Source organism: Comamonas trifloxystrobinivorans (assembly GCF_043359985.1).
Classification (GTDB): Bacteria; Pseudomonadota; Gammaproteobacteria; order Burkholderiales; family Burkholderiaceae_C; genus Comamonas; species Comamonas trifloxystrobinivorans.
Genome location: NZ_JBHZGV010000008.1, coordinates 129311 through 155117, shown reverse-complemented (window position 1 = coordinate 155117; position 25807 = coordinate 129311). Strand labels below are relative to the sequence as shown.

Genomic DNA, 25807 nt, shown 5'->3' with positions numbered 1-25807 from the left:
CACCACCGCTGCGGGGCGGCGCGGCCGGCAGCGGCCCTTGCTGGGTGTCCTTGGCTAGGCCTTGCCTGCGGTGAGTGCTGATGAATTGAGGAGCGTTCGGGACTACTGATATGCGTTTTGACATCATTACTTTGTTCCCCGAGCTGTTCGCGCCCTTTGTCGAAGTGGGCGTAACACGCCGCGCCTACAGCAGCGGCCTGGTGCAGCTGCGTTGCTGGAACCCGCGCGATTACGCGCCCGGCAACTACCGTCGTGTGGACGACCGCCCGTTCGGCGGCGGCCCCGGCATGGTGATGATGGCGCAGCCGCTGGCAGATTGCCTCGCCGCCATCCGCGCCGACCGCGCAGAAGGCGATGCGCCGGCGCCGTTGCTGCTGTTTTCGCCCATCGGCCGGCCCATCAACCACGCGGAAGTGCAGCACTGGTCGGATTCGCAAGGCGCGGTGCTGTTGTGTGGCCGCTACGAAGGCGTGGACCAGCGCTTTATCGACCAGTATGTCGACGGTCAATTGAGTCTGGGTGATTTTGTGCTCTCGGGCGGCGAGATCGCAGCCATGGCTTTGCTCGACGCGGTGGCGCGCCTGCAGCCCGGCGTGCTGCACGACGAAGGCAGCCACCAGCTCGACAGCTTCAACCCTGCGCTCGACGGCCTGCTGGACTGCCCGCACTACACTCGCCCCGAAATCTGGAACGACCAGCCCGTTCCGGCCGAGCTGCTCTCGGGCCACCATGCACACATTGAGCGCTGGCGCCGCGAGCAAAGCCTGCGTATCACCGCTACGCATCGGCCTGAGCTGATCGAGGCGGCCCGCGCCCGCGGCCAGTTGACCCGCAAAGACGAACAGGCTTTGGCCCAGCAGGTTTTGGCAAAAACCGCAAAACCTCTATAATTGCCGGTTTACCGATCCTCTGCCCGGCCGCTTGGCTCAATGGTGAGCCCAGCAACACGCACCAAACAAACCGCAAATCTTGCGGCGGTGCTGCCAAATCCATGGCGCGTGCATGATCGTTGGATGAAACCATGAACCTGATCCAGATTCTCGAGCAAGAAGAAATTGCTCGTCTGAACAAGACCATTCCTGAATTTGCCCCTGGCGACACCGTGATCGTCAGCGTGAACGTGGTGGAAGGCACCCGTAAGCGCGTGCAGGCTTATGAAGGCGTGGTGATTGCCAAGCGCAATCGCGGTCTGAACAGCGGCTTTACCGTGCGCAAGATCTCCAGCGGCGAAGGCGTGGAACGTACGTTCCAAACCTACTCCCCCATGATCGCTGGCATCGAAGTGAAGCGTCGCGGCGATGTGCGTCGCGCCAAGCTGTACTACCTGCGCGAGCGCAGCGGCAAGTCGGCACGTATCAAGGAAAAGCTGCCAGCACGCAAGGCAGCAGTTGCTGCAGCGGAATAAATCGCTGCGCAGCCCCAGTGCTGAAAAGCCGCAACGGTGCAAGCCGTTGCGGCTTTTTTTATCATGTGGGCAAGAGGCATTCATGAACCAACAGCACCAAGACCCGGCCCAGCTGCTCAAAAATGTGGCAGCCGCCAGCAAAAAAATAGGGCCAGTGACCGATCCGCGCGCCGCGCCCGTGGTGCAGATCGACACCGGCCTGCCGCCTGTGGCGCCCGCTTGCCTGAGCGCAGCCCATCTGCGCCAGGCCTTTGGCGTCAACGCGCCCGGCTGGCAGCCTGAGCTGCGCGACGAGCGCCGCTGGACGGAAAAGCCGCCTGCTAAAGCTGCGGTGCTGGTGGCATTGGTGCAGCGCCAGGAGATCAATGTGCTGCTCACCCAGCGCAGTGCGCGCCTGTCCAACCATTCAGGGCAGATCGCCTTCCCCGGTGGTCGCCAAGACCCGGAAGACCGCAATGCCAACGACACCGCGCTGCGCGAAGCCTGGGAAGAAGTTGGTCTGGAGCGCGACCGGGTCGAGGTGCTCGGCCACCTGCCCGAATACACCACCGGCTCAGGTTTTGACATCACGCCGGTCATCGGCCTGGTGCAGCCGCCCTTTGCGCTCAAGGCCAACCCGGGCGAGGTGGACGATATTTTTGAAGTGCCGCTCTCTTTTCTTATGAACCCGGCCCACCACCAGTGGCAGCAACTCGACACGCCCGAGCTGTCGCGGCGCTGGCTCTCCATGCCCTACAGCGATCCGCTCTCGGGCCACAACCGCTTCATCTGGGGCGCAACCGCAGGCATGTTGCGCAACCTGTACCGTTTTCTGGCCTTCCAAATGCCGCGCTGAGCTAACCTGTAACTGCTTGTGTGATATTGCGCAGCCAGTATGATCACTGCCCATGAGTTTTTTTGCCACGCTGATCGCCTTGCTGCTGGAGCAGGCCAAGCCTTTGTCGCGCGACAACCCGGTCTACGCCGCGGTGCGCGCCTGGGTGCAGTGGATCAGCCGTAACCTCGACGCCGGCCAACAGCGCCACGGCTGGCTGGCCTGGTCTGTGGCCGTGCTCTTGCCGACTGCGCTGTCGCTGGGCATGCACTGGCTGCTGGTGTGGCTGGTGGGCTGGCCGCTGGCCATGGTCTGGCACGTGCTGGTGCTGTATGTCACGCTCGGGTTTCGCCAGTTCAGCCACCATTTCACGCGCATTCGCGATGCGCTCGAATCGGGCGACGAAGAACAAGCGCGCCAATACCTGGCGCAGTGGCAGCAGGTGGATGCCAACGATCTGCCGCGCAGCGAGATCGTGCGCCATGTGATCGAGTATTCGGTGCTGGCCGCACACCGCCATGTGTTTGGCGTGCTGGCTTGCTACTCCATTGGCTCGGCCATCGGCCTGGGCCCGGCGGGCGCCGTCTTCTACCGCATGGCAGAGTACGTGTCGCGTTTCGCACGCAAACCGGCCGCCGAGGGCGAGCAGTTGCAAGGCGCTTTCCACCAAGTGGCCAGCCGCGCCTGGGCAATGGTCGATTGGCTGCCCGCCCGTTTGACCGCGCTGAGCTTTGCCGTGGTGGGCAACTTTGAAGAAGCTATCGACGGCTGGCGCTTCCAGACGCAGCACTTCCCCAACGACAACGACGGCGTGATCCTGGCCGCCACCGCCGGCGCCATCGACATTCGTCTGGGCGGCGCTGCGCTGCGTGCGCGCACGGCCGATATCGACAGCAACGACGCCGCATTGCTGCAAGGCGACGGCTCCACCACCCCCGGCCGCGATCCGGAAACCGCCCACCTGCGCAGCGTGGTCGGCCTGGTCTGGCGCTCGGTCGTGGTGTGGATGCTGCTGCTGGCGCTGCTGACCTTGGCGCGCTTGCTGGGGTGATTATTTGGTGTTTTATGGTGCTGGCGCTCGGCTGATGTGTGCTGGCAGCTATCGTTTTTGAGTGTCTGGGCGCTGTTGGTGCGGTATGGGTCTAACGTATCCGCAGCACCACAGCTAGTCATCCATCGTGGAGCATGGCTATGGCTGAAACGCGAAAGTACCTGAAGGATGCACTCCCTCGCTTTTACGAGGACCTGGAAGACACCCTGAAATGCGACTGGCCGGAGTTGTTGCCGCAATTGCCGCATCTCTACATCACCGGCCGTTGCAATTGTGGGATGGCAGACTGCAAAAGCTTCGATTGTGGCTCTGACCACCCACACTATGGAGCATTCAAGGGAAGCAGAGCTTTCTCTTATGAAATAGCGCGGGTGGATGGTTATTACAGCGTTTTCCCGGAAGGGGTGATGTCGGGTAGCTTTGAAGTGCTCCGGGACTATTGGGATGGCTCGTTAGAGTTGGGCCTGACAGCGGCAGGCTTTCCGCCCAAGGTCGTTGGTTGATTTAGGGACACTCTGCAAAACTCCGCATCGACCGCGCTGACAAGGTGCTGGCGTGAGCTGCCCGCATCGTTGGGCCCTGGGCCGGTGTGCAGGCAGACCTTGGGGAGATAGTCGTCCGGTGGCGGCACCCGGCCAGCGCCCCACCCAGCACCGATTCGGACGCGCCGTCGGAATACACATCGGCGCTGTCAAGCAGGTTCAGGCCCGCATCCAGGCAGACGTCGATCATGCGCTGGCGTGCTCCACGCCGTTAACGCCCCAGGCGGAAAACAGCGGGACCTGGCCGCCAAAGGTACCGGTGCCCAGGCCCAGCGTGGGCACTTGCAGGCCGGATTGGCCGAGGTAGCGGTATTCCATGGCTGATCGCTCCTGTAGGTTTACGCAGAAGCGGTGGCGGCGCAGGTGGCGCCAGCTGTGCTGCGCTGGCTCAAAGCCACCAATACCAAGCCAAGTGCTGTCAGTGCAGCCGCGCCCCAGGCAATGGAGAGCAGGCCAACACCTGCAATCAGGCTGCCGCCCAGCCAGGCGCCCAAGGCATTGCCCAGGTTGAAGGCCGAGATGTTCAGGCTGGAGGCCAGGGTGGCGCCTGGGCTGCCCACGCCTTGCATTACGCGCATTTGCATGGGAGCGACGGTGGCAAATGCCACCACGCCCAGAGCAGCCACATAAGCCATGGCAACTGCACCCGATTGGCTGAAGGCCCAACGCCCGAGCAGCAGAACAGTGGCCAAGCTGCCCAGTGTTATCCACAGCGCACGCACCACGCCGCGGTCAGCCAGCTTGCCGCCGGCAATATTGCCTACGGCCGAGCCCGCACCAAACAGTAGCAGCGTTACCGCCACGCCGGTATTGCCCATATGGGTGATTTGCGAGAGCAGCGGCTCCACATAGGTGTAGAGCGCAAACACGCCTCCATAGCCGAACACCGTCATGCCCAGGCCTAGCCACAGCGGTGTGCTGGCGAGTACGGACAGCTCATCGCGCAGTGCGGCGGGCGCTGCTTGCGGGAGCTTGCGAGGCACAAAGCTTGCCAAAATTGCCAGCGCTACGACGCCCACCACAGCCACGGCGGCGAACGCCATGCGCCAGCCAAAATGCTGGCCGATCCAGGTGCCGGCCGGCACGCCGAGCAAGGTGGCGAGCGTCAGGCCGGAGAACATCAGCGCAATGGCCGACGCCTGCTTGTCTTTGGCGACCAGGCTGGTAGCGACCACGGCGCCTACGCCGAAGAAGGTGCCGTGCGTCAGCGAGGTCAGCACGCGTGCTGCCATCAGTGACGCATAGTTGGGCGCAAACACCGCGGCCAGATTGCCTGCGATGAAGATCAGCATCAGACTCAGCAGCAACTGCTTGCGCGGCCAGTGGCGCGTCAGCAAGGTGAGCACGGGCGCGCCCACCGCCACGCCAAAGGCGTAGCCGGAGATGAGCGTGCCAGCGGTCGGAATGCTGATGCCCAGATCTTGGCTGACCTGGGTGAGCAAGCCCATGATGATGAATTCGGTGGTGCCGATGCCAAAGGCACCGGCGGCGAGTGCCAGCAGAGATAAGGGCATGGGAGAGATCCTTTCAGTACCGGCGCGGCCTGCGGGCGGCGCCTGGGAAGGAGGGAATTGTGCAGAGCCGCAAGGCCTTTGTGTAGCCGGAACAATGGAAACGCATTTGTGCTGAAATGGCACAAATACCCGCCACCTGAGCCAGGAGCCAAAACATGCGCCATAACCCGCCCACCAGCGTTCCGCAGTTCGACATCAACCGCTCCGGCGAGCTGGAGGTCTTTGTGCAGGTGGCCGAAAAAGGCAGTTTCTCGGCCGCAGCGCGGCATTTGGGCGTGTCGCCTTCGGCGGTGAGCAAAATCATGGCTCGGCTGGAAGCACGTTTGGGCGCGCAGCTGCTGCTGCGCAGCACGCGGCGCGTACAACTCACGCCCGAAGGCAACCAGCTCTACGAGCGCGGCCAGCGCGTGCTGGCCGATTTGAACGATCTGGAAAATGCCGCTTCGCTGCACAGCGTGCCCAAGGGCGTGGTGCGCATCAACGCCAGCACTTCCATCGGCCAACTGCTGGGGCCGCTGATTCCGCAGCTCATGCGCGACTACCCCGAACTGGTGCTGGACCTGAGCTTTACCGACCAGGTGGTGGATTTGATGGAAGCACAGGCCGACATCGCCATCCGCTGGGGCAAGCTGCCGTCGTCAGACGTGGTGGCGCGCCTGCTGGGCCACACCCGGCAAGTCATGCTGGCAGCGCCTGCTTACCTGGCTGCGCGGGGCACGCCGCAAACGCCTGCCGATCTGATGGCGCACACCCGCATTGGCTGGAACTACCAGCGCACCGTGCCGCACTGGCCGTTTACGGTAGATGGCAAGCCGGTCGAGATTCCGATTGGCGAGGTGCTGCGCGTGAACGATGGTGACGTCATGCGCAAGATCACCATCCAGGGCGCGGGCATTGCGCGCCTGTCGCTCTACCACGCCTGGGACGACATAGCCGCTGGCCGGCTGCAAGTGGTGCTGGAAGCCTTCAACACCGGCGTGCTCGAACCCATCCACGCCGTCTATCTGGGCAAGCCCGACCAGCTGCCGCCACGCACCCGTGCCGTGCTCGATTTTCTGAAAGCGCATGTGGATCTGCGCCATGCGGAGCAGTTGCCGGCAGAGTGGATGCTGGCGGTATAGCGTGGCTTGCCCTGGGATGGCCCGCTGTGGCTGAAAGCGCTGTCTAGCACATATTTTTTGAGTGGCACTAAACCCGCTGCGAAACCATACTTTCTGTTGCAGCCAGCGACGGGTACAGATACGATATTTTTAAAACATCAATTGTTGTTTCAAATCAATATATATTTTTTATCAAAGAGGTGGGGTGATGCAGAAGAAGCGATCAAAACCTGGGTTCGCGGTGCCATTCCGTGCATTGGCCGTTGTTGTGTTGGGGCTGGGAGCTGCAGCAGCGGCGATGGCACAGACTATGCAAGCACAAACTTTTGCCTATAGCGCTGCATTTGCATCGGACAACATTACAGCCGGTGGCACAACGACCTTGACCGTGACTGCTACGGAAACCAGCAATAACGCTTCTAACCCCAATTGGACGAGCAGCACCTACGAACTGCGCTTGCCCGCACCTTTGGTGGTAGCGCCCGGGCCAGTCACCAGCTTTGCAGGCAGTTGTACCTCAGCACCGATCGCAGCGCTGGATGGCACGAACGTGCTGAGCTTTGCCCATGGTGGTACCGATCCAGGGGGCACTTGCTTGATCAACGTGGATGTGACTTGGCCGAAATCAGCAGAACTGCTCTGCGGCCCAACGGCAAAGGTGGTAGCAGCCTTTGTGGCAACCCACCCGCAAAACGCCACGTCTTACCTTGCAGCCACTGCGCCATTGGCTTGTGCTGATGCACCGGTAATCACCGGTCCTGCCGGTCCCGCCGGAGCCGCTGGCCCTGCCGGCCCTGCCGGAGCCACTGGCCCAGCAGGCCCGGCAGGAGCTACCGGCCCTGCCGGACCAGCGGGTGCTGCCGGCCCGGCAGGTCCGCAAGGCCCGGCTGGCCCTGCGGGCGACTGCTGCACCAAATCGGGTGCACTCAAACTGAGTGATTTGGTCAAACCGTAAAGGAGCGGGTGATGCCTTTACGCAAACATTCAATGGCGCGCTGCCTCCATTCGCTGGTGTGGCTGGTGGTGGCGTTCATGGGTATGGGGCAGGCCCATGCCCAGATAGCAATATTTAAATTTGATAGCGCCGCCTTTAGCTCTACCACAGTGGTGCCTGGGCAGACGGTGGCCTACCAGTTCAGTATTTCGAACGATACGGGCTCTTCTGGGGGGCAATTCTCCATGAACATAGAGCTTGCCCTGCCTTTGCAGGTGGCCACTACAACGCCCACCATCAGCTGTGGCAGTGGCGCGGCCAGCATCTTGGCCGCACCGATGAACGACCGCTTGCGTATCGAAGGGAACCTGCCCTTATCAGATACCTGCACGGGAAGTTTTGATGTCACCTGGCCAATACACGGCGCGCCATTGTGCGGCACAAACGGGGGCGGTACGGCGGCCATCAACATCAAGCTGTCCGGGACGGGTTCGTCGGCGCAAGGCCTGGCGCGTTCGGCCACGCTGAGCTGTACCCAGCCCTATGTGGTAGTGAATGGAATTCCAGGGCCAGCAGGCCCAACCGGCCCGACAGGCCCCGCAGGGCCAGATGGTGCAGCCGGCCCTGCAGGACCGGATGGTGCAGCCGGCCCAGCGGGCCCGGCCGGTGTGGCAGGCCCCCAAGGTCCGGCAGGTCCAGCAGGCGCTTGCGGCAACACCAATGTTTGCACTGCAGCAACGCCAACGGCGGTACCGGTGGGCGATGGCGTGTGGCTGCTGTTGGTATCTGCTTTGCTCGCGCTGGTGGCTTCACTGCAGCTGCGCCGGGGGACCTCAGAGCGCTAGCGCGCCAGGCAACCTGCCAGTACGAAAAAGCCTTCGACTAAATCTCGAAGGCTTTTTTCTTTGGTGTGGCACGGCAGGCTCTGAGCGGTGGCTTTGGAGTTGAGGCTGGCGCAGGCCAAATGCTACGGCGTACGCAGCAAGGCTTGAGAGCCAGCAGCGCAGGGCGCTCTCAATACTGCGTCAAATTCAGCTCATCAAACAGCTCGCTGTAAATGCGATAGCGGTTGGGGCTGATGGGCAAGGTGTCGGAGCCGTGCTCTACCGCGTCGATCACGCCGCAACCGGGCTCGTGCAGGTGGGTGCAGTTGTAGAACTTGCAGTCTTTGGCGTGCGCGCCGATGTCGGGCATGCAGGCGGCCAGTTGCGTAGGCGCAATGTGGTAGAGGCCGAATTCCTGAAAACCGGGCGAGTCGATGATGGCGGTTTGGCGCTCGGCATCGGCCCAGTACAACGTGGTGCTGGTGGTGGTGTGTTTGCCGGTGTTCAGCGCTTGCGAGATCTCGTTGGTGGCCACGTTGGCGCCGGGGATCAGCAAATTGATCAGCGTGCTTTTGCCCACGCCCGAGGGGCCGAGCACCAAAGTGGTTTTGCCGGCCAGCAAGCCGTAGATGGCTTCGCGGTCTTCCTCGTCAGCGCCTTCCAGGGCCAGCGGCAGCACCATGTAGTGCGGCGGGTCGTCGGCCTGGTCGCGCATGGTGCGGTAAGGCTCCAGCCTTTCCCAGGCGCGCAGAAAAGGCTCTTCCAGATCCATCTTGTTGAGCGCGATGATGGGCGTGATGTGCGCCGCCTCGGCTGCAATCAGGGCGCGGGCCAGCTGTACCTCGCTGAACACCGGCTCGGCGGCAATCAGGATCAACAACTGGTCCAGGTTGGCGGCAAAGGTTTTGGTGCGAATGTCGTCCTGGCGGTAGAAGAGGTTGCGGCGCTCTTGCACTTTCTCGATCGTGCCTTCATCGCCTTGGCCTGGCGGCGGCGCAAGCCACAGCACCTGGTCGCCCACCACGGCCTGGCTTTTCTTGCCGCGCGGGTGGCAGATGCGGCGCTCGCCGTCCGGGGTTTCTACCACGCAGTGGCGGCCGTAGCTGGCCACCACCAAGCCGGTTTGCGCTTCGCCTTGCGCCGGGGCGCCGGGGCGCCGTCCATGTTTTGCCATAGGTAAGGGATTCAGGCCAGTTGCAGCAGGGCTTCGATGCGGCGGGCGCATTCAAAATCGGTGGCCGAGAGGCCGCCCACGTCGTGCGTGTTAAAGCGCACCACACAGCGGTTGTAGTGCACCGACAGGTCGGGGTGGTGGTCTTGCGTGTGGGCCACCAGAGCTACGCCGTTCACAAAAGCCATGGTTTCGTAGTAATTGGCAAAGCGGAAAGTTTTCTCGATGGCCACATCGGCACCATCGCCGCTCAGCTGCCAGCCGGCGATCTGGCTGAGTTGCGTCACCACTTCCGAGGCCGTGAGGGCGCGGCGCTTTTTTGTGGACCAGTCTTGTGTGGGCAGGTGGTTGTCAGTCATGGGGCCGATTGTTGCATGGGTTGCAGCTGCTGCATGTGGCTGATGCGCTCGACCGCAGGCGGGTGCGAGTAGTAATAGCGCACATACAGCGGGTCGGGCGTGAGGGTGGAGGCATTGTCCTCGTACAGCTTGAGCAGCGCTGATTGCAGGTCTTGTGCACGGGTTTGCTGTACGGCATAGGCGTCGGCCTCAAACTCGTGTTTGCGCGAGGATTGAGCCATCAGCGGTGCAATAAACCCGGAGAACACCGGAATCACCAGCAAAAACAGCAGCAGCGCCACCGCGTTGTTGGCCGCAGGCACGCCAGGCCGCATGTCGACCACCAGGCTGACGCCCAGCTGGGTGTAGAACCAGGCTTGCTGGCTGAGCCAGCCCAGCAGCGCAAAGCCCAGCAAGGTAATGGCAAACAGCGCCACCATGCGTTTGACGATGTGTTTGTGCTTGAAATGGCCCAGCTCGTGCGCGAGCACGGCATCTACCTCGTCGGCATTGAGCTTTTGCAGCAAGGTGTCAAAGAACACCACGCGCTTGCTGGCACCAAAACCGGTGAAGTAGGCGTTGGCATGGGCGCTGCGGCGGCTGCCGTCCATCACGAACAAGCCCTTGGCCGCAAAGCCGCAGCGCTGCATGAGCGCGGTGACGCGGGCCTTGAGCGATTCGTCTTCGAGCGGTTGGAACTTGTTGAACAGCGGCGCGATGAAAGCCGGGTAAATCACCATCAGCAGCAGGTTGAAGCCTACCCACACGGCCCAGGCCCACAGCCACCACCAGCGGCCGGCAGCGCCCATGAGCCACAGAATCAGCGCAAGCAGTGGCAGGCCGATGATGGCGCCCATGAGCGTGCCTTTGAGCAAGTCGCCCAGCCACAGCGCTGGCGTCATCTTGTTAAAGCCAAAGCGCTGCTCGATGACAAAGGTCTTGTAATAGCTGACGGGCAGGTCGATCAGTCCGCCAATCAGCGCAAAGGCGCCCACCAGCGCCAGTTGCTGCCACAGGCCCACTTTCATAAAGCTGTAGAGCCAGCCATTGAGTGCGTCCAGGCCGCCCAGCAAAGTCCAGCCCAGCAGCACGGCGGTGCCCAGTGCCAACTCCAGCAGGCCAAAGCGGGTATTGGCGATGGTGTAATCGGCCGCCTTCTGGTGCGCCGCCAGGCTGATGCGCTCGGCAAACAGGGCGGGCACTGCATTGCGGTGGGCGGCCACGTGGCGCATTTGGCGTGTGGCCAGCCAGAGTTTGAGCAGCACGCCCAGCACCAGCGCCGCGGCAAAAAGCAAGGTGAACAACAACGATAAGGTCACGAGTGGGGCTGTTGAAAATCAGGGAGCAAACAGTGTAGGGCATCGGCGACAATCGCCCGCATGCAAGACAAGAACACCCCTGACAGCGCCGAACAGAGCGCTCCGCAGCTGGCCAAATCGGACCTGAACCTGGTCTGGCTGGACTGCGAGATGACCGGCCTGAACCCCGAGGAGCACCGCGTGATCGAGATCGCGCTGGTGGTGACCGGCCCGGACCTGGCGGTGCGCGTGGAAGGCCCGGTGATCGCCATCCACCAAAGCGACGCGGAACTGGCCAAGATGGACGCCTGGAACCGCGGCACCCACGGCCGCAGCGGCTTGACCGAACGCGTCAAAGCCTCGACAGTGACCGAAGACGAGGCGCAAAAGGAAGTGCTGCGTTTTCTCAAGCGCTACGTGCCCAAGGGCAAGGTGCCAATGTGCGGCAACAGCATCGGCCAGGACCGCCGTTTTCTGGCCCGCTACATGCCGGAGCTGGAAGCGTATTTTCACTACCGCAATGTCGACGTCAGCACCTTGAAGGAGCTGGCCCGCCGCTGGCGCCCCGAGCTGGTGAGCGGCTTCAAGAAAGCGCAAAAGCACACGGCGCTCGCCGATGTGCATGAATCCATCGACGAGCTGCTGTACTACCGGGCGCAGTTTTTGCAGATGGCTGCGCCAGCGGCTCCGACAGTAGTTATTTGATGTCGAACTGGTTCAGCTGACAGGATTTCGCTTGCCAAGTTTGGCTACCCTCCGAGCCGCTGCCACCCTGGCAGGCACTGTTACCGGCGTGTCTGCACTCAGCGGGAGATGACCCGCCGCCGCTGCGGGAAAACCCGAAACGTGCGATAATCGCCGCTTCCCCACCAAACAGGTGGGCGATAAGTACATCTCCCTTCATTCTCTGGGCGTCCAGGCCGTGCGATTCGCAGCATGGCCGTTTTGAAGCAAGCCCACGGCACCTCGATTGGCCGATACCGTTTGATGGTTGATGTTTTTACAACCATGAACGGTCCGGGACTGCGTTGCGAAACGCGCAGCGGCCGGCCATTGCTATTTTTCAAAATGACGCAAGATATCCATCTGCAGGGCGAAGCCGCGCCTGCGCAAGACATTGTTGACGCTGAAACCCAGAACCTCGGCGTAGATTCCCCTGAACTGAACGAAGACGCTGCAGACGCCGTGATGGCTGAAGACGGCGCAGAAGCTGCTGTGGCCGACGAGCCCAACGGTTTCGTCGAACTGGGCCTGGCGCCCGAGCTGGTGCAAGCTGTCAAAGACCTGGGCTACACTCAGCCTACCGCTGTGCAAGAGCGCGCCATTCCGCTGGCCATGCACGGCGAAGGCGACGACCAGCATTTCACCGACCTGATGGTGTCGAGCCAAACCGGCTCGGGCAAGACGGCTGCTTTCCTACTGCCCGTTTTGCACACCTTGATCGAGCAACAAGCCGCCAATGCCGCCGCTGAGCGTGCCGAGCACGAGCGCCTGGTGGCCGAAGCCACTGCCCGTGGCGAGCAGCCACCCAAGCGCGCCAAGCGCAAGAACCCGCTGAGCCCACGCAATTTCAAGGCCGCTCAGCCCGGCGCTCTGGTGCTGTGCCCAACGCGTGAACTGGCTCAACAGGTGGCACACGATGCTATCGAACTGGTGCGCCACTGCCGCGGTCTACGCATTGCCAACATCGTCGGTGGCATGCCTTACCAGCTGCAAATTGCCAAGCTGCAAAACGCTGACTTGGTGGTGGCTACGCCCGGCCGTCTGCTGGATCTGCAGCGCTCGATGCAAGTCAAGCTCGACAAGGTGCAGTTTCTGGTGGTGGACGAGGCCGACCGCATGCTGGACCTGGGCTTTGCCGACGATCTGGCCGAAGTCAACCAGCTGACCGCCCAGCGCAAGCAGACCATGATGTTCAGCGCCACCTTTGCGCCACGCATCCAGCAACTGGCCATGCGCGTGATGCACGACAACGGCGCTGGCGTGAAGAAGCTGACCATCGATTCGCCCCAGGAAAAGCACGCCAACATCAAGCAAGTGCTGTTCTGGGCCGATAACTCGCAACACAAGCGCAAGCTGCTCGACCATTGGCTGCGCGATGCCTCGATCAACCAGGCCATCGTCTTTGCCTCCACCCAAGTGGAATGCGACGGCTTGGCCAACGATCTGCAGCAAGAAGGCTTCTCGGCTGTGGCGCTGCACGGCGCGCTGAGCCAAGGCCTGCGTAACCGTCGCCTGATGGCGCTGCGCAACGGCCAGGTGCAGATTCTGGTGGCCACCGATGTGGCGGCACGCGGTATCGACGTGCCCACCATCACCCACGTATTCAACTACGGCCTGCCGATGAAGGCCGAAGACTACACCCACCGCATTGGCCGTACCGGCCGTGCTGGCCGCTCGGGCCTGGCCATCACTTTTGCCGAGTTCCGCGACCGCCGTCGTGTGTTCGACATCGAGGCTTATACCAAGCAGCAGTTCAAGCCGGAAGTGATTCCTGGCATGGAGCCGACCCAGCGCTTCCCTGCTCGCAGCGAAGGCCCACGTGGTGGCCGTGGCGGCGACCGCGGTGGTCGCCCAGGCCGTGGCGGTGAGCGCCGTGGTTTTGGTGGCGAGCGCAGCTTTGGCGGCCGCCGCGATGGCGACGGTTATGGCCGCAAGTCCGGCTTTGGCGATAACGGTGGTAACCGCGGCGGCTTTGGCGACAACGGCGGTGCACGCCGTCCCGCATTCGGCGACAGCCCTCGCGGCGGTGATCGCCCACGTTTCGATCGCGACGATCGCGCCCCACGCTTTGAGCAACGCGCTGAGCGCGGTGGCGACCGCTTCCAAGACCGTGGCGGCGATCGTTTCCAGGATCGCGGCGAACGCGCTCCACGCCCAGAAGGCCGCAGCTTTGACCGCGCACCAGCCGGTCGCAGCTTCGAGCGTGGCGATCGTCCTGAGCGCAGCGGTGATCGCTTTGCCGACAACCGTGGCCCTCGCAGCGCAGGCCCCCGCCACGGCGGTGGCGATTTCGCGCCCCGCCGCCCAGGTGGCGCCGGAGAGAGCCGCTTTGGCGACCGGGGTGGTCGCCCTTACGCACCTGCTGGTGACCGTAAGCGCAGCGAACGTAGCCGCTGAGTGAGCGCAGCTGCGTAGCTGCTGTTTATGCCAAAAAATGGGCTTCCTGAGGGAGGCCCATTTTTTATGGTGCATCGCTTTATTCCGACTCTGGTTTTTGTCTTTTTAAGGCTGTTTTGCTAACTGGCGTTGGTGGCAATGCTTGCAGCTGCTGGCCGGGACTCGCCCCGGCAGGCGACTCACTTTCTTATCACACGATAAGAAAGTGAGCAAAGAAGCGTGCCCGCAGCCAGCGTCCCCGACCGCCCCGCGAAGCGGGGCAATCGGGGCAACCTGCGCTCACAGCAATTACCGGCGTGCGGCAAAACTCGCTGCGCGCTAAAGCGCTTCACTCAAACAGCTGCCGCAAGTCAGAGCACGAAGTTTGGCTGTCCTAGGGCAGCCAAACCGCCGGTAATTGCTGCGATCGCAGGCGCTGGCTGAAAGGGGTGGGGCATCCTGAACAGCCAACAGCCAACAGCCAACAGCCAACAGCCTGCGAGAACTGCGCCGGCTTAGGTCGCTGCCAGGGGGCGAGTGAGGCTGGATATTTTTTGAGTAGATGCTTTCGGTCGAGCGTGCCACTTGTGCGCGCGTGCTACCTCAGAGCTTGGCCGAATGGCGGCCAATATGGGGCCAGCGGTGGTGGAAGTAGATCCAGCTGCACAAACCCACCAGCATCAGGCAGACCGATGCAATGGCCAGGGCGATGGTGGAATCCATCACCAGTGGTGCCAGCACACCGGCGACCAAGCCGTTGGCCACGGAGGAGACCACGGCTTGCAGCGACGAGGCCAGGCCGCGGCGCTCGGGGTGCAGATCGAGCACCAGCAAGGTGACCACGGGCGTCATCAAGGCCCAGCCGAACGAATAGACGCCCACTGGCAGCAGTGCCCAAGCCGGGTGCGGCGGCAGCAGCAGATTCAGCAGCAGATAGGCGAACGAGGTCAGGAACATGATCAGAAAGCCGTGGCGCACCTGGCGCTTGGGGGGAATCTTGCCGGCCAGGCGGCCGCTGACCCAGGCGCCGGCCATGATGCCGCCAATGGTGCAGAGAAAAAACCAGAAAAACTGCGTGGGCTGCATCTTCATGTGCGTGCCCAAGAACGTGGGGGCCGACAGGATGTAGATGAACATGCCGTTGAAGGGCACGCCGCTGGCGGCGGCCAGCAGCAAAAAGCGCGGGCTGCTGCACAGCTGCCAATAGCCGTGCATCAGGTTTTTCACATCAAACGGCTGGCGCTTGGAAGGCGGCAGGCTCTCGGGCAGCAGGCGCCAGTTGTAGAGCCAGAGCAGGGCGCCAATCACGAACAGCAGCCAGAAGATGGACTGCCAGCTGGCGTAGGCAATCAAGGCGCCGCCGATCATGGGTGCAATGGCTGGCGCGATGCCGAAGTAGATGGTGATCTGGCTCATGACGCGCTGCGCCTGGGCGGGCGGAAACAGGTCGCGCACCACCGCGCGCGAGACCACGATGCCGGCGCCAGTGGTGCAGCCTTGCAGGGCGCGGAACAGGATCAATTGCTCCGGCGTTTGGGCCAGGGCGCAGCCCGCCGATGTCAGCGCAAATGCGGCCAAGCCCCAGAGCACCACCGGGCGGCGGCCGAGGCTGTCGGACAGCGCACCGTGGAACAGGTTCATGAAGGCAAAGCCGAACAGATAGGCCGAGAGCGTTTGCTGCATTTGCAGCGGTGATGCCTGCAGCGAGTGCGCAATGCCGTCAAACGCCGGCAGATAGGTGTCGATGGCGAAAGGCCCGAGCATGCCCAGCATCGCCAGCATGACGGCCAGCACCCACTGCGGTGTGGCGGAGGGCGGAGCGATCGGGCTGCGTTGGTCGTTCATAGCAAGCGCGCCACGCGCAGCTTGCGGGTGGCGTCAGAAAAGGCGAAAAAAAGATGGATGCGCTGGCGGGAGGCGCAAGAGGGCAGCGCTTGCCAGCAAAGAGACAAGCGCCAGAGCTTAGCGGAAACAACTGTGCTGTGCAGTCGCTCTGGTATGCGTGTGTGGCTGCTGCCCTACGTTGGCGGCTGCGGCAGGGTAGTGCCAGCGCCAGCGCCGGGTGAGCGCTGCGATCAAGCGGCCACTTCGTCGGGCAGCATGGCGGCAATGATGTCGAGCGTGTCGAGCATCTGGGCCGGGTTGCGCGGGTCGGCGCTGAGCACGGGCACCGCGCACTGCGGGTAGTTGGCCAGGCGCACCGTGAACATCTCTTGCTGCGCGGCCGATGCCGGGCGCGAGATCAGCACCACCACCGAGTGCAGGTTGGGCGCGCGAAAGCATTGTTGGATCAACGTTGCTGTTTGCTCCAGCGCGGCAGGCTCGTGGATGTCGACCATCACGATCGCACCAAAGGCCAGCGACAAGGCCCACTCGCGCACAAAGTCGTAGCGCTCCTGGCCGGGGCAGCCGTAGACCTGCAAGGTGTCGTTGTCGTCGAGCTTGATCTCGCCAAAATCCAGGCCCACCGTGGTGGTTTCCTTGGCGTGTGCCTGCTTGTCGAGGTTGGGCACTTCGCACTCGATCGTCAGGCTGCCGCACAGGCTGCGGATGGCGGTGGTCTTGCCGATGCCCATGGGGCCGAGCAGCACAATACGTTTGATGGGATGGTGCATGGCGCTGGCCTTCAGGTTGCGGTTTCGTTGCGGGATTGCCCGATCCAGCGGCTGAGCTGGCGGAACAGGCTGCGTGCCAAGCCGTTGCCGGCCGGTGCAGCGGCGGTGGCGGCAGGCGCTTGGATGGGTGCAGCAGGCTGGCTGGCGTTTGCGGGCAGGGCGGCGACGGCGGCTGTGTTCGGCGCTGTTTCCACCAGCACGCCTTTGCCGCGCAATACCTGCAACAGGCGCAGCAGCTCGGTGTGCTCCAGGGGGCTGCGCTCCCTCAGCTCTTGTAGGCTGCGCTCGCCTGAGATCAAGGAAGCCAGTACCTGTCGGTGGGCCTGGCCGGCCATGCTGCCGGTCAGCTGCGTCCAGCGTTTGATACGAAAGCGCGTGCCGGCGGCGGGCTCGGGCAGGGCATCGGTGGCAGCGGCAGGGGCTTCTTCCAGGGTCGTGGCCTTCAGAAAAACCGCATCCGCGTTTTTGATCTGCACGTCGTGCTGCGTCGTCATGCCTTGCTGGCGGCGGTTTTTCAGGGTTTCGCGCAGGCGCTTGCCGTGCGCTTGCAGGCTCATTTGCTCGAGCATCTGCGTCAGTCGCCCCACGCTGTAATCGGGCGGGAGCTGGCCGTCGATCTGGTGCGGCCACTGGGCGCGCAGCGCTTCGGCCTGGTCGTCATTGGCGATCAGCAGCACGCAGGCGTTGTCGGGCCGCTGGCTGATGGCGGTGGGCGCGCTTTGCGCGTCGATCACCCATAGCTCGGTGGCGGGCTTGGCGCTGCTGGCGGACTGGGTCTCGCGCCAACGCTTGGCGGCAACATCAAACAAATAGCTAAAGCGCAGTTGATGTGCTTCACTCAGGTGGGCCGCATGCAATATCAACTCGGACATAGAACTCTCTCCTGCCTAAAAACCGCCAGCCAGTCGCGGTAAGTGAGTGTTGACTGTGAACCCCTTGACTGACAGCGGGCTTGCATAGGTAGCTATTTTCAAATTCTGTAATCAGATGTCAATGAGTGGATTTAATAGTAACTATTAATTTGTTTAAACCACCCTCTGGTGCCCCTATGGCAAGCAGGGAAAACCCTGAATTAATAACAAATGTTTCTCTAAGCGTAGTGTATTTGATGTGGCGCAAAAACTTCAGGCGCTGGATGTCGGTCACCTGGGCGGCAATGCAGGCGCAAAAAAGCCACTCGCTGGAGTGGCTGGCGGTGGGGTGAGGCTGGTTTTCAGTGTTTGTGCTGATCGTGTGCTGCTGCGGGTGCCTCGGCCTTGCCGTGATTGTGGTTGGCAGCGCTGCTGGCGCCCAGAGCGCGGGCGGGTGCGGTCACGGCAATGCTTTCCTTGCTGCCGTCCTGGTGCACCACATCCAGCGTCAGCTCTACCTGGTCGCCGGCATTCAGCGGCTTTTTCAGGCCCATCAGCATGATGTGGTACGAGCCGGGTTTGAGGCTGACGGTCTGCTCCTTGGGCAGATCAATGCTGGGCACGGCGCGCATCTTCATCACATTGTCTTCCATGCGCATCTCGTGGATCTCGGTGCTGGCAGCAGCTTCGCTGCGTACGCCTACCAGCTTGGCGTTATCGCGCGCAGAGCGTAAATCCATAAAGACGCCGCTGGCCTGTTGCTGCGGCACGGTGGCGCGGGTCCAGGCGTTGCTGGCAGTCACTTGGGCAAATACGCTGGCAGAGCCGAGCAGGGCGAGGGAGGCAAGAACTGGGCGGAGCAAAGAAGCCATGGTGCAAAGAACGCCGCAACGGTGCGGGCGGCCAAAAAGAGGATGCGGTCCATTCTACAAACGGTGCTTTGCGACGCCAGCACCGAGGTCAAAAGCCCGGCTCGCCTGCCATGGCAAACCTTGGCGAGCATCAGTGTTCGGACGGGGTGTGTTGCTGGCAGGCCAAGACAAAAGAAAACGGCCTAGGCGGGTTGCCTAGGCCGTGAACCTTGGTATAAATGGTGGGCCCTGAGTGATTCGAACACTCGACCAACGGATTAAGAGTCCGCTGCTCTACCAACTGAGCTAAGAGCCCGAAACCATGCACTTTGCAGTGCTGGGTTTTCGTTGCTACCGGTGTCAGGCACCGATGGCTGGAATATGTGGTGGGCCCTGAGTGATTCGAACACTCGACCAACGGATTAAGAGTCCGCTGCTCTACCAACTGAGCTAAGAGCCCACATATTTCGCTGTCAGTGTTGTGCTGCAGCAAGCCTTGAATTATGCACCACTTTTTTCGCTACTCAGGGAAAACGTGGTCTTTGTTCTTTGTTTTTTGCGATCAGTGTCGGTGTCGAGAAAAGGAAAATGCTATCAATAGATGAGCTGTCAGGGCACTACTGTTAGAGTGAATGGCCGATTCCTCCGGTTTTTGTGGCACCAGAAAAATCGGCCCGCCCGCCTGCAGCAGCCCTGAGCGCATCAGGGTTACATCAGCAGATGCTCGCCCTGGTTATCGCCACCCAAGATCACGTAGTTCACCTTGCGAATATCCATGAGCTTTTTGCCGCCCGAGTAGCTAATCGACGATTGCACGTCTTGCTGCATCTCGGTCAGGGTGTCGGCCAGCTTGCCCTTGACGGGCTCCAGAATGCGCTTGCCCTCGACGTGCTTGTACTCGCCCTTGTTGAAATCGCTGGCCGAGCCGTAGTATTCCTTGAACAGCGCACCATCCACCTCAACGGTGTTGCCGGGCGACTCTTCGTGGCCGGCGAACAGCGAGCCGATCATGACCATGGTGGCGCCAAAGCGGATGCTCTTGGCGATGTCGCCATGGCTGCGGATACCGCCGTCGGCAATGATCGGTTTGGTGGCCACGCGGGCGCACCACTTGAGCGCTGACAGCTGCCAGCCGCCCGTGCCAAAACCGGTCTTGAGCTTGGTGATGCAGACCTTGCCTGGGCCGATGCCGACCTTGGTGGCGTCCGCGCCCCAGTTTTCCAGGTCGATCACTGCTTCGGGCGTGCCCACATTGCCGGCAATCACAAAGGCCGCGGGGATCTTGGCCTTGAGGTACTGGATCATGTTCTTCACGCTATCGGCATGGCCGTGCGCGATGTCGATGGTGATGTACTCGGGGCACACGCCTTCGGCCACAAAACGGTCCACCGTGTCGTAGTCGGGTTGTTTCACGCCCAGCGAGATCGAGGCAAACAGGCCTTGCGCTTGCATCTGCTTGGTGAAGGCCAGGTTGTCGATGTCAAAACGGTGCATCACGTAGAAGAAACCGTTTTGCGCGAGATAGGTGCAGATCTTCTCGTCCACCACCGTCTTCATATTGGCCGGGACGACCGGCAGCTTGAAGCTGCGCTCGCCCAGCGTGACGCTGGTGTCACATTCCGAACGGCTTTCCACACGGCACTTGCGTGGCAGCAGAAGAATGTTGTCGTAGTCGAAGATTTCCATTTGATTCCAAGCTCCATAAGAGGTCGCTGCGAACCATTTCGCAACGATGGGGCGCTTGGCTTGGAGACCGGTTTTGCGAGCCTGCCGCGCAACGGGGCAGGCCAAAACTGTTGGCACAGACACAAAAAAACCGGGTCACAAGAAACTTGGGCCCGGTGATTGATTCTATACCAATCGCTTGCCGCAGCCGCATACCGGCAAGCAAATAGAGGTTATCTGCTTTAGCGCATGGTTTTGCGTGCATCCGTGCGGGCGGAATCGGAGAATGAATGGGCTGCGGCGGCGCGGGCGCTATCTCCTGGGGCCCAGGCTTGGCGGGGCAAACTTTCTACAATGGCGCCATGGATTCGAATGATTTGTTTGCCGCGCCGCCTGCTGGTGATGCGCAGCATTTGCCCTTGCTCAACGGGCTCAATGACGAGCAGCTGGCCGCTGTGACGCTGCCCGCTGGCCACGCACTGATTCTGGCGGGCGCGGGCTCGGGCAAAACGCGGGTGCTCACCACGCGCATCGCCTGGTTGCTGCAGACCGGCCGCGCCACGCCGGGTGGCATTTTGGCGGTCACCTTCACCAACAAGGCCGCCAAGGAAATGCTTACGCGCCTGTCCACCATGCTGCCTATCAATGTGCGCGGCATGTGGATTGGCACCTTCCACGGCCTGTGCAACCGCATGCTGCGGGCGCATTACAAATCGGCCAACCTGCCGCAGGCTTTTCAGATTCTGGATACGCAAGACCAGCTCTCGGCCGTCAAGCGCCTGTGCAAGCAGTTCAATGTGGATGAGGAATCGCTGCCGCCCAAGCAGTTGCAGTACTTCATCAGCGGCTGCAAGGAAGAAGGGCTGCGCCCGGCCGATGTGCAAGCCCGCGATATGGCCGAGCGCAAAAAGGTGGAGCTCTACCAGCTGTACGAAGAGCAGTGCCAGCGTGAAGGTGTGGTGGATTTTGGCGAGCTGATGCTGCGCAGCTACGAGCTGCTGCGCGACAACGCGCCCATCCGCCAGCACTACCAGCACCGCTTCCGCCACATTCTGGTGGACGAGTTCCAGGACACCAACCGCCTGCAGTACCTGTGGCTCAAACAGCTGGCGGGCGATGTGGTGGGCGGCCAGTTCCAGTCGAGCTCCAGCGTGATTGCGGTGGGCGATGACGACCAGAGCATCTACGCCTTCCGCGGTGCGCGCGTGGGCAATATGCAGGATTTTGTGCGCGAGTTCGATGTGCGCCAGCAGATCAAGCTGGAGCAGAACTACCGCAGCTACAGCAATATTCTGGACAGCGCCAATGCGCTCATCAGCCACAACAGCCACCGTCTGGGCAAGAACCTGCGCACCGACCAGGGGCCGGGCGAGCCGGTGCGGGTGTCGGAATCGGTGACCGATCTGGCCGAAGCGCAGTGGATGGTGGACGAGATCAAATCGCTGATCAAGAGCGACGGCATTCCGCGCAGCGAGATTGCCGTGCTCTACCGCAGCAATGCGCAAAGCCGTATCTTGGAAACCAGCTTGTTCAACGCGGGTGTGGCGTACCGTGTGTATGGCGGCTTGCGCTTTTTTGAGCGTGCCGAAATCAAGCACGCGCTGGCCTATTTGCGCTTGCTGGAGAACCCGCACGACGACACCAGCTTCATGCGCGTGGTGAACTTTCCGCCGCGCGGCATTGGCGCCCGCACCATGGAGCAATTGCAAGAAGGCGCGCAAGCGGCTGGCTGCTCGCTGTACGACGCAGTGACCACGGTGGCTGGCAAAGCCGGCACCAAGCTGCAGTCTTTTGTGGCGCTGGTCGATGTGCTGCGCGAAGAAACGCAAGGCAAAACCTTGCGCCAGACCATCGAGCAAATGCTGCAGGCCAGCGGCCTGATCGAGCACTATCAAAGCGAGAAAGAAGGCGCGGACCGCATCGACAACCTGGGCGAGCTGGTGACGGCGGCCGAGAGCTTTGTCACACAAGAAGGCTTTGGCAAAGATGCGGTGGCGATCCCGGTGGACGAGCAGCAGGCGCTGGGCATTCCTGGTTCCGGCCAAAGCCCGGTCAGCCAAGGGCTGGACCCGGATGCACCGCTGCTGGATGCGCCCTTGGCCGATGCACCTGCCGCTGGCGCGACTGCTGCCAACGGCGCCGTGCCTTTGATCAACCCGGACACGGGCGAAACCCTGTCGCCGCTGGTCGCTTTCCTCACCCATGCGGCGCTGGAGGCGGGCGACAACCAGGCGCAGGCCGGCCAAGATGCCGTGCAGCTGATGACGGTGCACGCCAGCAAGGGGCTGGAGTTTGATGTGGTCTTCATCGCCGGGCTGGAAGAGGGCCTGTTCCCGCACGAGAACGCGATGAGCGATATGGGCGGCCTGGAGGAAGAGCGCCGCCTCATGTACGTGGCCATTACGCGGGCGCGCAAGCGGCTGTACTTGTCCACATCGCAAACGCGCATGCTGCACGGCACCACGCGCTACAACGTGCGCAGCCGTTTCCTCGACGAGCTGCCCGAAGAAGCGCTGAAGTGGCTCACGCCCAAGCACTCGGGCTTTGGCAGCGGCATGGGCAGCCTGGCTTTCAACGCTGGTGCTGGCGGTGCGCGCAATGCGGGCGGTGGCTGGAATGCGGACAAGTCGATGAGCATGTGGGGCAAGACGCCCGTGCCTGCACAAAAGGCCGAGCCGGCGCACGGCATCAAGGTAGGCGCCCAGGTTTTCCACAACAAGTTTGGCGAAGGCAAGGTGCTCGCGGTAGAAGGCACGGGCGACGATGCGCGTGCGCAGGTGCATTTCCCGCGCCACGGCACCAAGTGGTTGGCTTTGGCGGTGGCCAAGCTGACGGTGGTGTAAACGCGGCGCTCCATCCGCTGCCGACCTGAAAACTAACACCCGCTGTCCCTGCTTCAGTTGCAGGGGGCAGCGGGTGTTTTTTATTGCTGGTTCAGCTTGTCAGCGCGCTATCAGGCCTTGCGCAGTTTTTGGCGATAAGCCAGCAGCGCCACCGCCAGCGCCGTCAGCAACAGCATCCAGCGCGAATCCACGGGCACCGGCGTTGGCGCGGGCGTTGGCACCACGGGCGGCGTGGCTTCGGTGATGTTGACTGCGCTGTTGGCCGCATTGTTGCTGGGGCGGGCATCGCGCGTATCGGATTTGGCGGTGGTGGTGAGAATCACCGTGCCGGGCGCCTCGGCCTTGAACTTGGTGGTGCAGGTAAAGACCGCGCCCACCTGGAACTGTGCTACCGGCTGTGCAGGCGTGCAGACCGTGGTGGCGCCGGCGGGTGCGCCGGTTACCGTGCAAGTGGCGTTGACGCCGTAGTCCGTGCCCAGGTTGGTGCAGGTGGTGACTACGCTCACCTCGTCGCCCACCTTCACGTTCTGCACGGTGGCGCCAGTGGCTGCCATGTCGGCCGAGACCACGGGCGACGAGTACGAGCAGCTGTCGCAATCACCCGTGTCGCTGGCGACCGTGTTGACAATGGTGGACTTGAGCACAGGCCGCACCACTTCCATCGTGAAGTGCACCACCGTATTGCCGTTGGCGGGGATGCTCACGGTTTGCTCGCAGGTGCTGGCTTCGGTGCTGCAAGTGGCCGTCCAGCCTTCGTTAACGCCAATGTATTTGGCGCCATGCGGCACGGTTTCGGTCAGCTTGGTGCTGCCTGCGGTTCCGCCTGCATTGCTGACGGTGATCTGGTAATCGAGCTTGTCACCCGCACGCAGCCGCTGGTTGGCTTTGGCTGGCACGCCGTTGATGGTGAGCAGGGTCTTGGCGGTGTCTATGTCGGCAGGCGCGCGCACTTCCAGCGTAGCGTTGGCCGGCGCGGTGTTGCTGGCGCCTTCGGCCGTGCGCACATTGCCGGCAGGAATCGTGTTCGGGTAGGTGCCCACGGTGCTCGATGCCACCAGCCATTTGAGCTGGCATTCCGCGCCCGCAGCCAGCGTGCCGCCGCTCAGTGTGAGCGTGCTGCCGTCGGAGCTGAGCGTGCCTTCGCAGGTGTTGCCTGCCATGTCGCCCTGCGTGTGCAAACCGGCGGGCAAGGTGTCGGTCAGGCGCAGGCCGGTCAGGTTCACGCTGGAGTTGGCATTGCTGACGGTGATGGTCAGCAAGCTGGCGCCTTGGGTGCTGATGACGGTGGGCGAGAAGCTCTTGCGAATGCTTACTGCCGGCGCCTCAGTCTGGGTTTTGGCGTTGGTGCAGCTGTAAGGCGTGGTGTTGCAGTCCGGGCCGGGCGTGCCAGGGTCGTTGCTGCCCGAAGGGCTCGTTGACGCATAGTTGGTGGCTACACCCAAGCCGGTGGCCACGGCCCGGATCGTGAACTGGCCTGTGCCGTTGGCCGCCACCGGTGCTGCCAAGGTGCAGCTGAGCAAGGCACCGGGCGCGCTGGGCAGGCCGCTGCAAGTGGCGCCGCTGGCCGACAGCGCTTTGACATTGGGAGGCAACTGATCCGCCACGACGGCGCTGGCAATGGCGCTGGGCAGCCCGTTGGTGAGCGTCAGCGTGTAATCAAACTCCTGGCCCACTGTCACTTTGGCCGGCGCGGTTTTTTGTACGCTGGCTTGTGCCGTGCTGTGGCTGATCAAGCTGCTGGTGTTGTTGTCCGGGTTCAGGTCTTGGGTGGTGATGGTGGCGGTGTTTTCGATGCTCAGCGCATCGGCTGCCGCCGTGACCGTGAAGGTGTAGCTCAGGTAGCTGCCTTGGGTGGGAGCAAGCGCAGGATCGCCCGCCGTGTTGTTGACTGGCAAGGCGCCCGTGGTCATGACCCAGGCCTTGTCGACATTGGACATGGAGCCGCAGGCTGCCGAGCCAGAGGCGGTGCAGGTAGGCGGGCCATCCAAAGTAACGTTGTCAGGCAGTTGGTCGGCCACCGGGATGTTGCTGGTAGCCGTTGGACCGTAGTTCCAGACCTTGATGGTGTAGCTGAGTTTGCCGCCAGGTGCGAATTGCGCCGGGCCGGTTTTGTTGATGCCCAGATCGGTGGGGGCTGTGGCGCAACTCGCATAGGACTCGGGCCGCGACGGATCGAGCAGATTGGCCGCAGGGATGATGACGCCACTCGTGCTGCCCGGCGTCAGCCAGCGCATGCGCAGAAAGTTCAGATCGCCGCGGTTGTTCCAGTACACGCGCATGGCGTAGCAGCTGTTGTCTTGCGTGGCGATGAAGTTGCCCGGCACATTGGGGTAGCTGTTGGGCGAGGTGTAGGAGGCCAGTTTGCCGACCGGCACGTTGTAGTCGAAGTTGCGGTAGTTGCTGGCGTCGTCGGCCGAGAAATTGGTGGAGAAGTCGATCTGCAGATCGTCATCGTGGCTGGCCTGGAAGGTGTAGCTGCCCGCTTGGGGAAATTGCACCAGCGCATAGATCACGCGGCCCTGGATCTGGGTCTGGCAAGCTTCGGAATTGGGGAAGTTGCGGTTGCACAGCTGGGGAGAGGCGTTGGTCCAATCGATGTTGTCGAGCGATCCCGAGGTGGCGATGTTTTGTTGGTCCGCAGCAAACTGGATCAGGTTGTTGAGCGCCTTGTTGCCCTCGTTGTTGTTGTAGTTGGGCGTGATCAGCGTCGGGTTGCCGGGGATATTGATTTGGCCGCGAAAGTTGTCAAAGATGACCGTGGCTTGCGCCAGGCCGCCCAGCGCGAGCAGGCCGCAGGCCAAAGCCAAACGGCTGAAGTGGCGCGGCTTGTGCAGGGCGTGCAGGCTGGGCGCAGAGGCGGAAACAGGCGTAGTGACTGGCAGCATGGTCAGG

The 25807-nt window shown here is 62.3% G+C and carries 21 protein-coding genes, 2 tRNA genes and 1 pseudogene; 11 read left to right on the top strand and 13 right to left on the bottom strand.

Going from position 1 to position 25807, the window contains the following annotated elements:
• Positions 1-110: 110 nt before the first annotated feature.
• From trmD to ACFIQF_RS11210, 5 genes are all read left to right on the top strand, one after another.
• Positions 111-890 (top strand): tRNA (guanosine(37)-N1)-methyltransferase TrmD, encoded by a 780-nt coding sequence (gene trmD / locus ACFIQF_RS11230; protein ID WP_393942835.1) that lies wholly within the window; start codon positions 111-113, stop codon positions 888-890.
• 131 nt (positions 891-1021) lie between these two features.
• The gene (gene rplS, locus ACFIQF_RS11225; protein WP_393942833.1) at positions 1022-1405 is read left to right on the top strand and encodes a 50S ribosomal protein L19; all 384 of its coding nucleotides are present in this window, start codon (positions 1022-1024) and stop codon (positions 1403-1405) included.
• An 82-nt stretch (positions 1406-1487) separates the two neighbouring features.
• Positions 1488-2240, top strand: coding sequence for a CoA pyrophosphatase (locus tag ACFIQF_RS11220; protein ID WP_393942831.1), 753 nt, complete (start codon positions 1488-1490; stop codon positions 2238-2240).
• Positions 2241-2292: 52 nt separating this feature from the next.
• The gene (locus tag ACFIQF_RS11215) at positions 2293-3270 is read left to right on the top strand and encodes a CobD/CbiB family protein (protein ID WP_393942829.1); all 978 of its coding nucleotides are present in this window, start codon (positions 2293-2295) and stop codon (positions 3268-3270) included.
• A 140-nt stretch (positions 3271-3410) separates the two neighbouring features.
• Positions 3411-3773, top strand: a complete 363-nt coding sequence (locus ACFIQF_RS11210) for a hypothetical protein (protein ID WP_393943015.1) — start codon at positions 3411-3413, stop codon at positions 3771-3773.
• A gap of 26 nt (positions 3774-3799) precedes the next feature.
• Here ACFIQF_RS11210 and ACFIQF_RS11205 read toward each other — a convergent pair.
• A pseudogene (locus ACFIQF_RS11205) lies at positions 3800-4130 on the bottom strand (aldo/keto reductase); the annotation flags it as partial.
• 20 nt (positions 4131-4150) lie between these two features.
• Positions 4151-5326, bottom strand: a complete 1176-nt coding sequence (locus ACFIQF_RS11200) for an MFS transporter (protein WP_393942828.1) — start codon at positions 5324-5326, stop codon at positions 4151-4153.
• 155 nt (positions 5327-5481) lie between these two features.
• On the opposite strand from ACFIQF_RS11200, the gene ACFIQF_RS11195 reads away from it, so the two are divergent.
• The 3 genes from ACFIQF_RS11195 (at position 5482) to ACFIQF_RS11190 (ending at position 8205) form a co-directional block, all read left to right on the top strand.
• Positions 5482-6447 carry a LysR family transcriptional regulator gene (locus ACFIQF_RS11195; protein ID WP_393942826.1) on the top strand — a complete coding sequence of 322 codons (966 nt, stop codon included), beginning with the start codon at positions 5482-5484 and terminating at the stop codon, positions 6445-6447.
• A 187-nt stretch (positions 6448-6634) separates the two neighbouring features.
• Positions 6635-7381, top strand: coding sequence for a DUF7933 domain-containing protein (locus ACFIQF_RS24630; RefSeq protein WP_489672286.1), 747 nt, complete (start codon positions 6635-6637; stop codon positions 7379-7381).
• 224 nt (positions 7382-7605) lie between these two features.
• On the top strand, positions 7606-8205 hold the full coding sequence (locus ACFIQF_RS11190) for a hypothetical protein (RefSeq protein ID WP_393942824.1): 600 nt from the start codon (positions 7606-7608) through the stop codon (positions 8203-8205).
• Positions 8206-8374: 169 nt separating this feature from the next.
• Here ACFIQF_RS11190 and rsgA read toward each other — a convergent pair whose 3' ends face one another.
• The 3 genes from rsgA to ACFIQF_RS11175 are packed head-to-tail and all read right to left on the bottom strand — an operon-like array spanning position 8375 to position 11012.
• On the bottom strand, positions 8375-9358 hold the full coding sequence (gene rsgA, locus ACFIQF_RS11185) for a ribosome small subunit-dependent GTPase A (RefSeq protein ID WP_393942823.1): 984 nt from the start codon (positions 9356-9358) through the stop codon (positions 8375-8377).
• 11 nt (positions 9359-9369) lie between these two features.
• Positions 9370-9714 (bottom strand): 4a-hydroxytetrahydrobiopterin dehydratase, encoded by a 345-nt coding sequence (locus ACFIQF_RS11180; RefSeq protein WP_393942821.1) that lies wholly within the window; start codon positions 9712-9714, stop codon positions 9370-9372.
• A complete protein-coding gene (locus ACFIQF_RS11175; RefSeq protein ID WP_393942819.1) occupies positions 9711-11012 on the bottom strand; it encodes a M48 family metallopeptidase in 1302 nt (433 codons plus the stop codon). Before ACFIQF_RS11175 ends, ACFIQF_RS11180 begins: the two co-directional genes overlap by 4 nt.
• A gap of 60 nt (positions 11013-11072) precedes the next feature.
• On the opposite strand from ACFIQF_RS11175, the gene orn reads away from it, so the two are divergent.
• Together orn and ACFIQF_RS11165 are read left to right on the top strand one after the other, a co-directional pair.
• On the top strand, positions 11073-11696 hold the full coding sequence (gene orn, locus ACFIQF_RS11170; RefSeq protein WP_393942817.1) for an oligoribonuclease: 624 nt from the start codon (positions 11073-11075) through the stop codon (positions 11694-11696).
• A gap of 363 nt (positions 11697-12059) precedes the next feature.
• Positions 12060-14111, top strand: a complete 2052-nt coding sequence (locus ACFIQF_RS11165; protein WP_393942815.1) for a DEAD/DEAH box helicase — start codon at positions 12060-12062, stop codon at positions 14109-14111.
• A 582-nt stretch (positions 14112-14693) separates the two neighbouring features.
• Here the strand turns inward: ACFIQF_RS11165 and ACFIQF_RS11160 are convergent.
• The 7 genes from ACFIQF_RS11160 to ACFIQF_RS11130 all read right to left on the bottom strand — a co-directional run bounded on the left by ACFIQF_RS11160 (position 14694) and on the right by ACFIQF_RS11130 (position 20093).
• Entirely contained in the window at positions 14694-15935 is a 1242-nt protein-coding gene (locus tag ACFIQF_RS11160) for a multidrug effflux MFS transporter (RefSeq protein ID WP_393942813.1), read from the bottom strand.
• Between the two features lie 230 nt (positions 15936-16165).
• Entirely contained in the window at positions 16166-16705 is a 540-nt protein-coding gene (locus ACFIQF_RS11155) for a GTP-binding protein (protein WP_393942811.1), read from the bottom strand.
• 11 nt (positions 16706-16716) lie between these two features.
• Entirely contained in the window at positions 16717-17577 is an 861-nt protein-coding gene (locus ACFIQF_RS11150; protein ID WP_393942810.1) for a hypothetical protein, read from the bottom strand.
• Between the two features lie 341 nt (positions 17578-17918).
• Positions 17919-18428, bottom strand: coding sequence for a copper chaperone PCu(A)C (locus tag ACFIQF_RS11145; protein ID WP_393942808.1), 510 nt, complete (start codon positions 18426-18428; stop codon positions 17919-17921).
• 219 nt (positions 18429-18647) lie between these two features.
• A tRNA-Lys gene (locus ACFIQF_RS11140) sits at positions 18648-18723 on the bottom strand.
• Positions 18724-18791: 68 nt separating this feature from the next.
• Positions 18792-18867: transfer RNA gene (locus ACFIQF_RS11135), tRNA-Lys, on the bottom strand.
• 248 nt (positions 18868-19115) lie between these two features.
• Positions 19116-20093: a GMP reductase gene (locus tag ACFIQF_RS11130; RefSeq protein ID WP_393942806.1), complete on the bottom strand. Its 978-nt coding sequence runs from the start codon at positions 20091-20093 to the stop codon at positions 19116-19118.
• Between the two features lie 341 nt (positions 20094-20434).
• Here ACFIQF_RS11130 and ACFIQF_RS11125 point away from each other — a divergent pair, with 341 nt between their 5' ends.
• Complete coding sequence (locus tag ACFIQF_RS11125) at positions 20435-22915, top strand: UvrD-helicase domain-containing protein (RefSeq protein ID WP_393942805.1); 2481 nt, start codon at positions 20435-20437, stop codon at positions 22913-22915.
• A gap of 110 nt (positions 22916-23025) precedes the next feature.
• Here ACFIQF_RS11125 and ACFIQF_RS11120 read toward each other — a convergent pair whose 3' ends face one another.
• Complete coding sequence (locus tag ACFIQF_RS11120) at positions 23026-25800, bottom strand: DUF7933 domain-containing protein (RefSeq protein WP_393942804.1); 2775 nt, start codon at positions 25798-25800, stop codon at positions 23026-23028.
• Between the last annotated feature and the right edge of the window lie 7 nt (positions 25801-25807).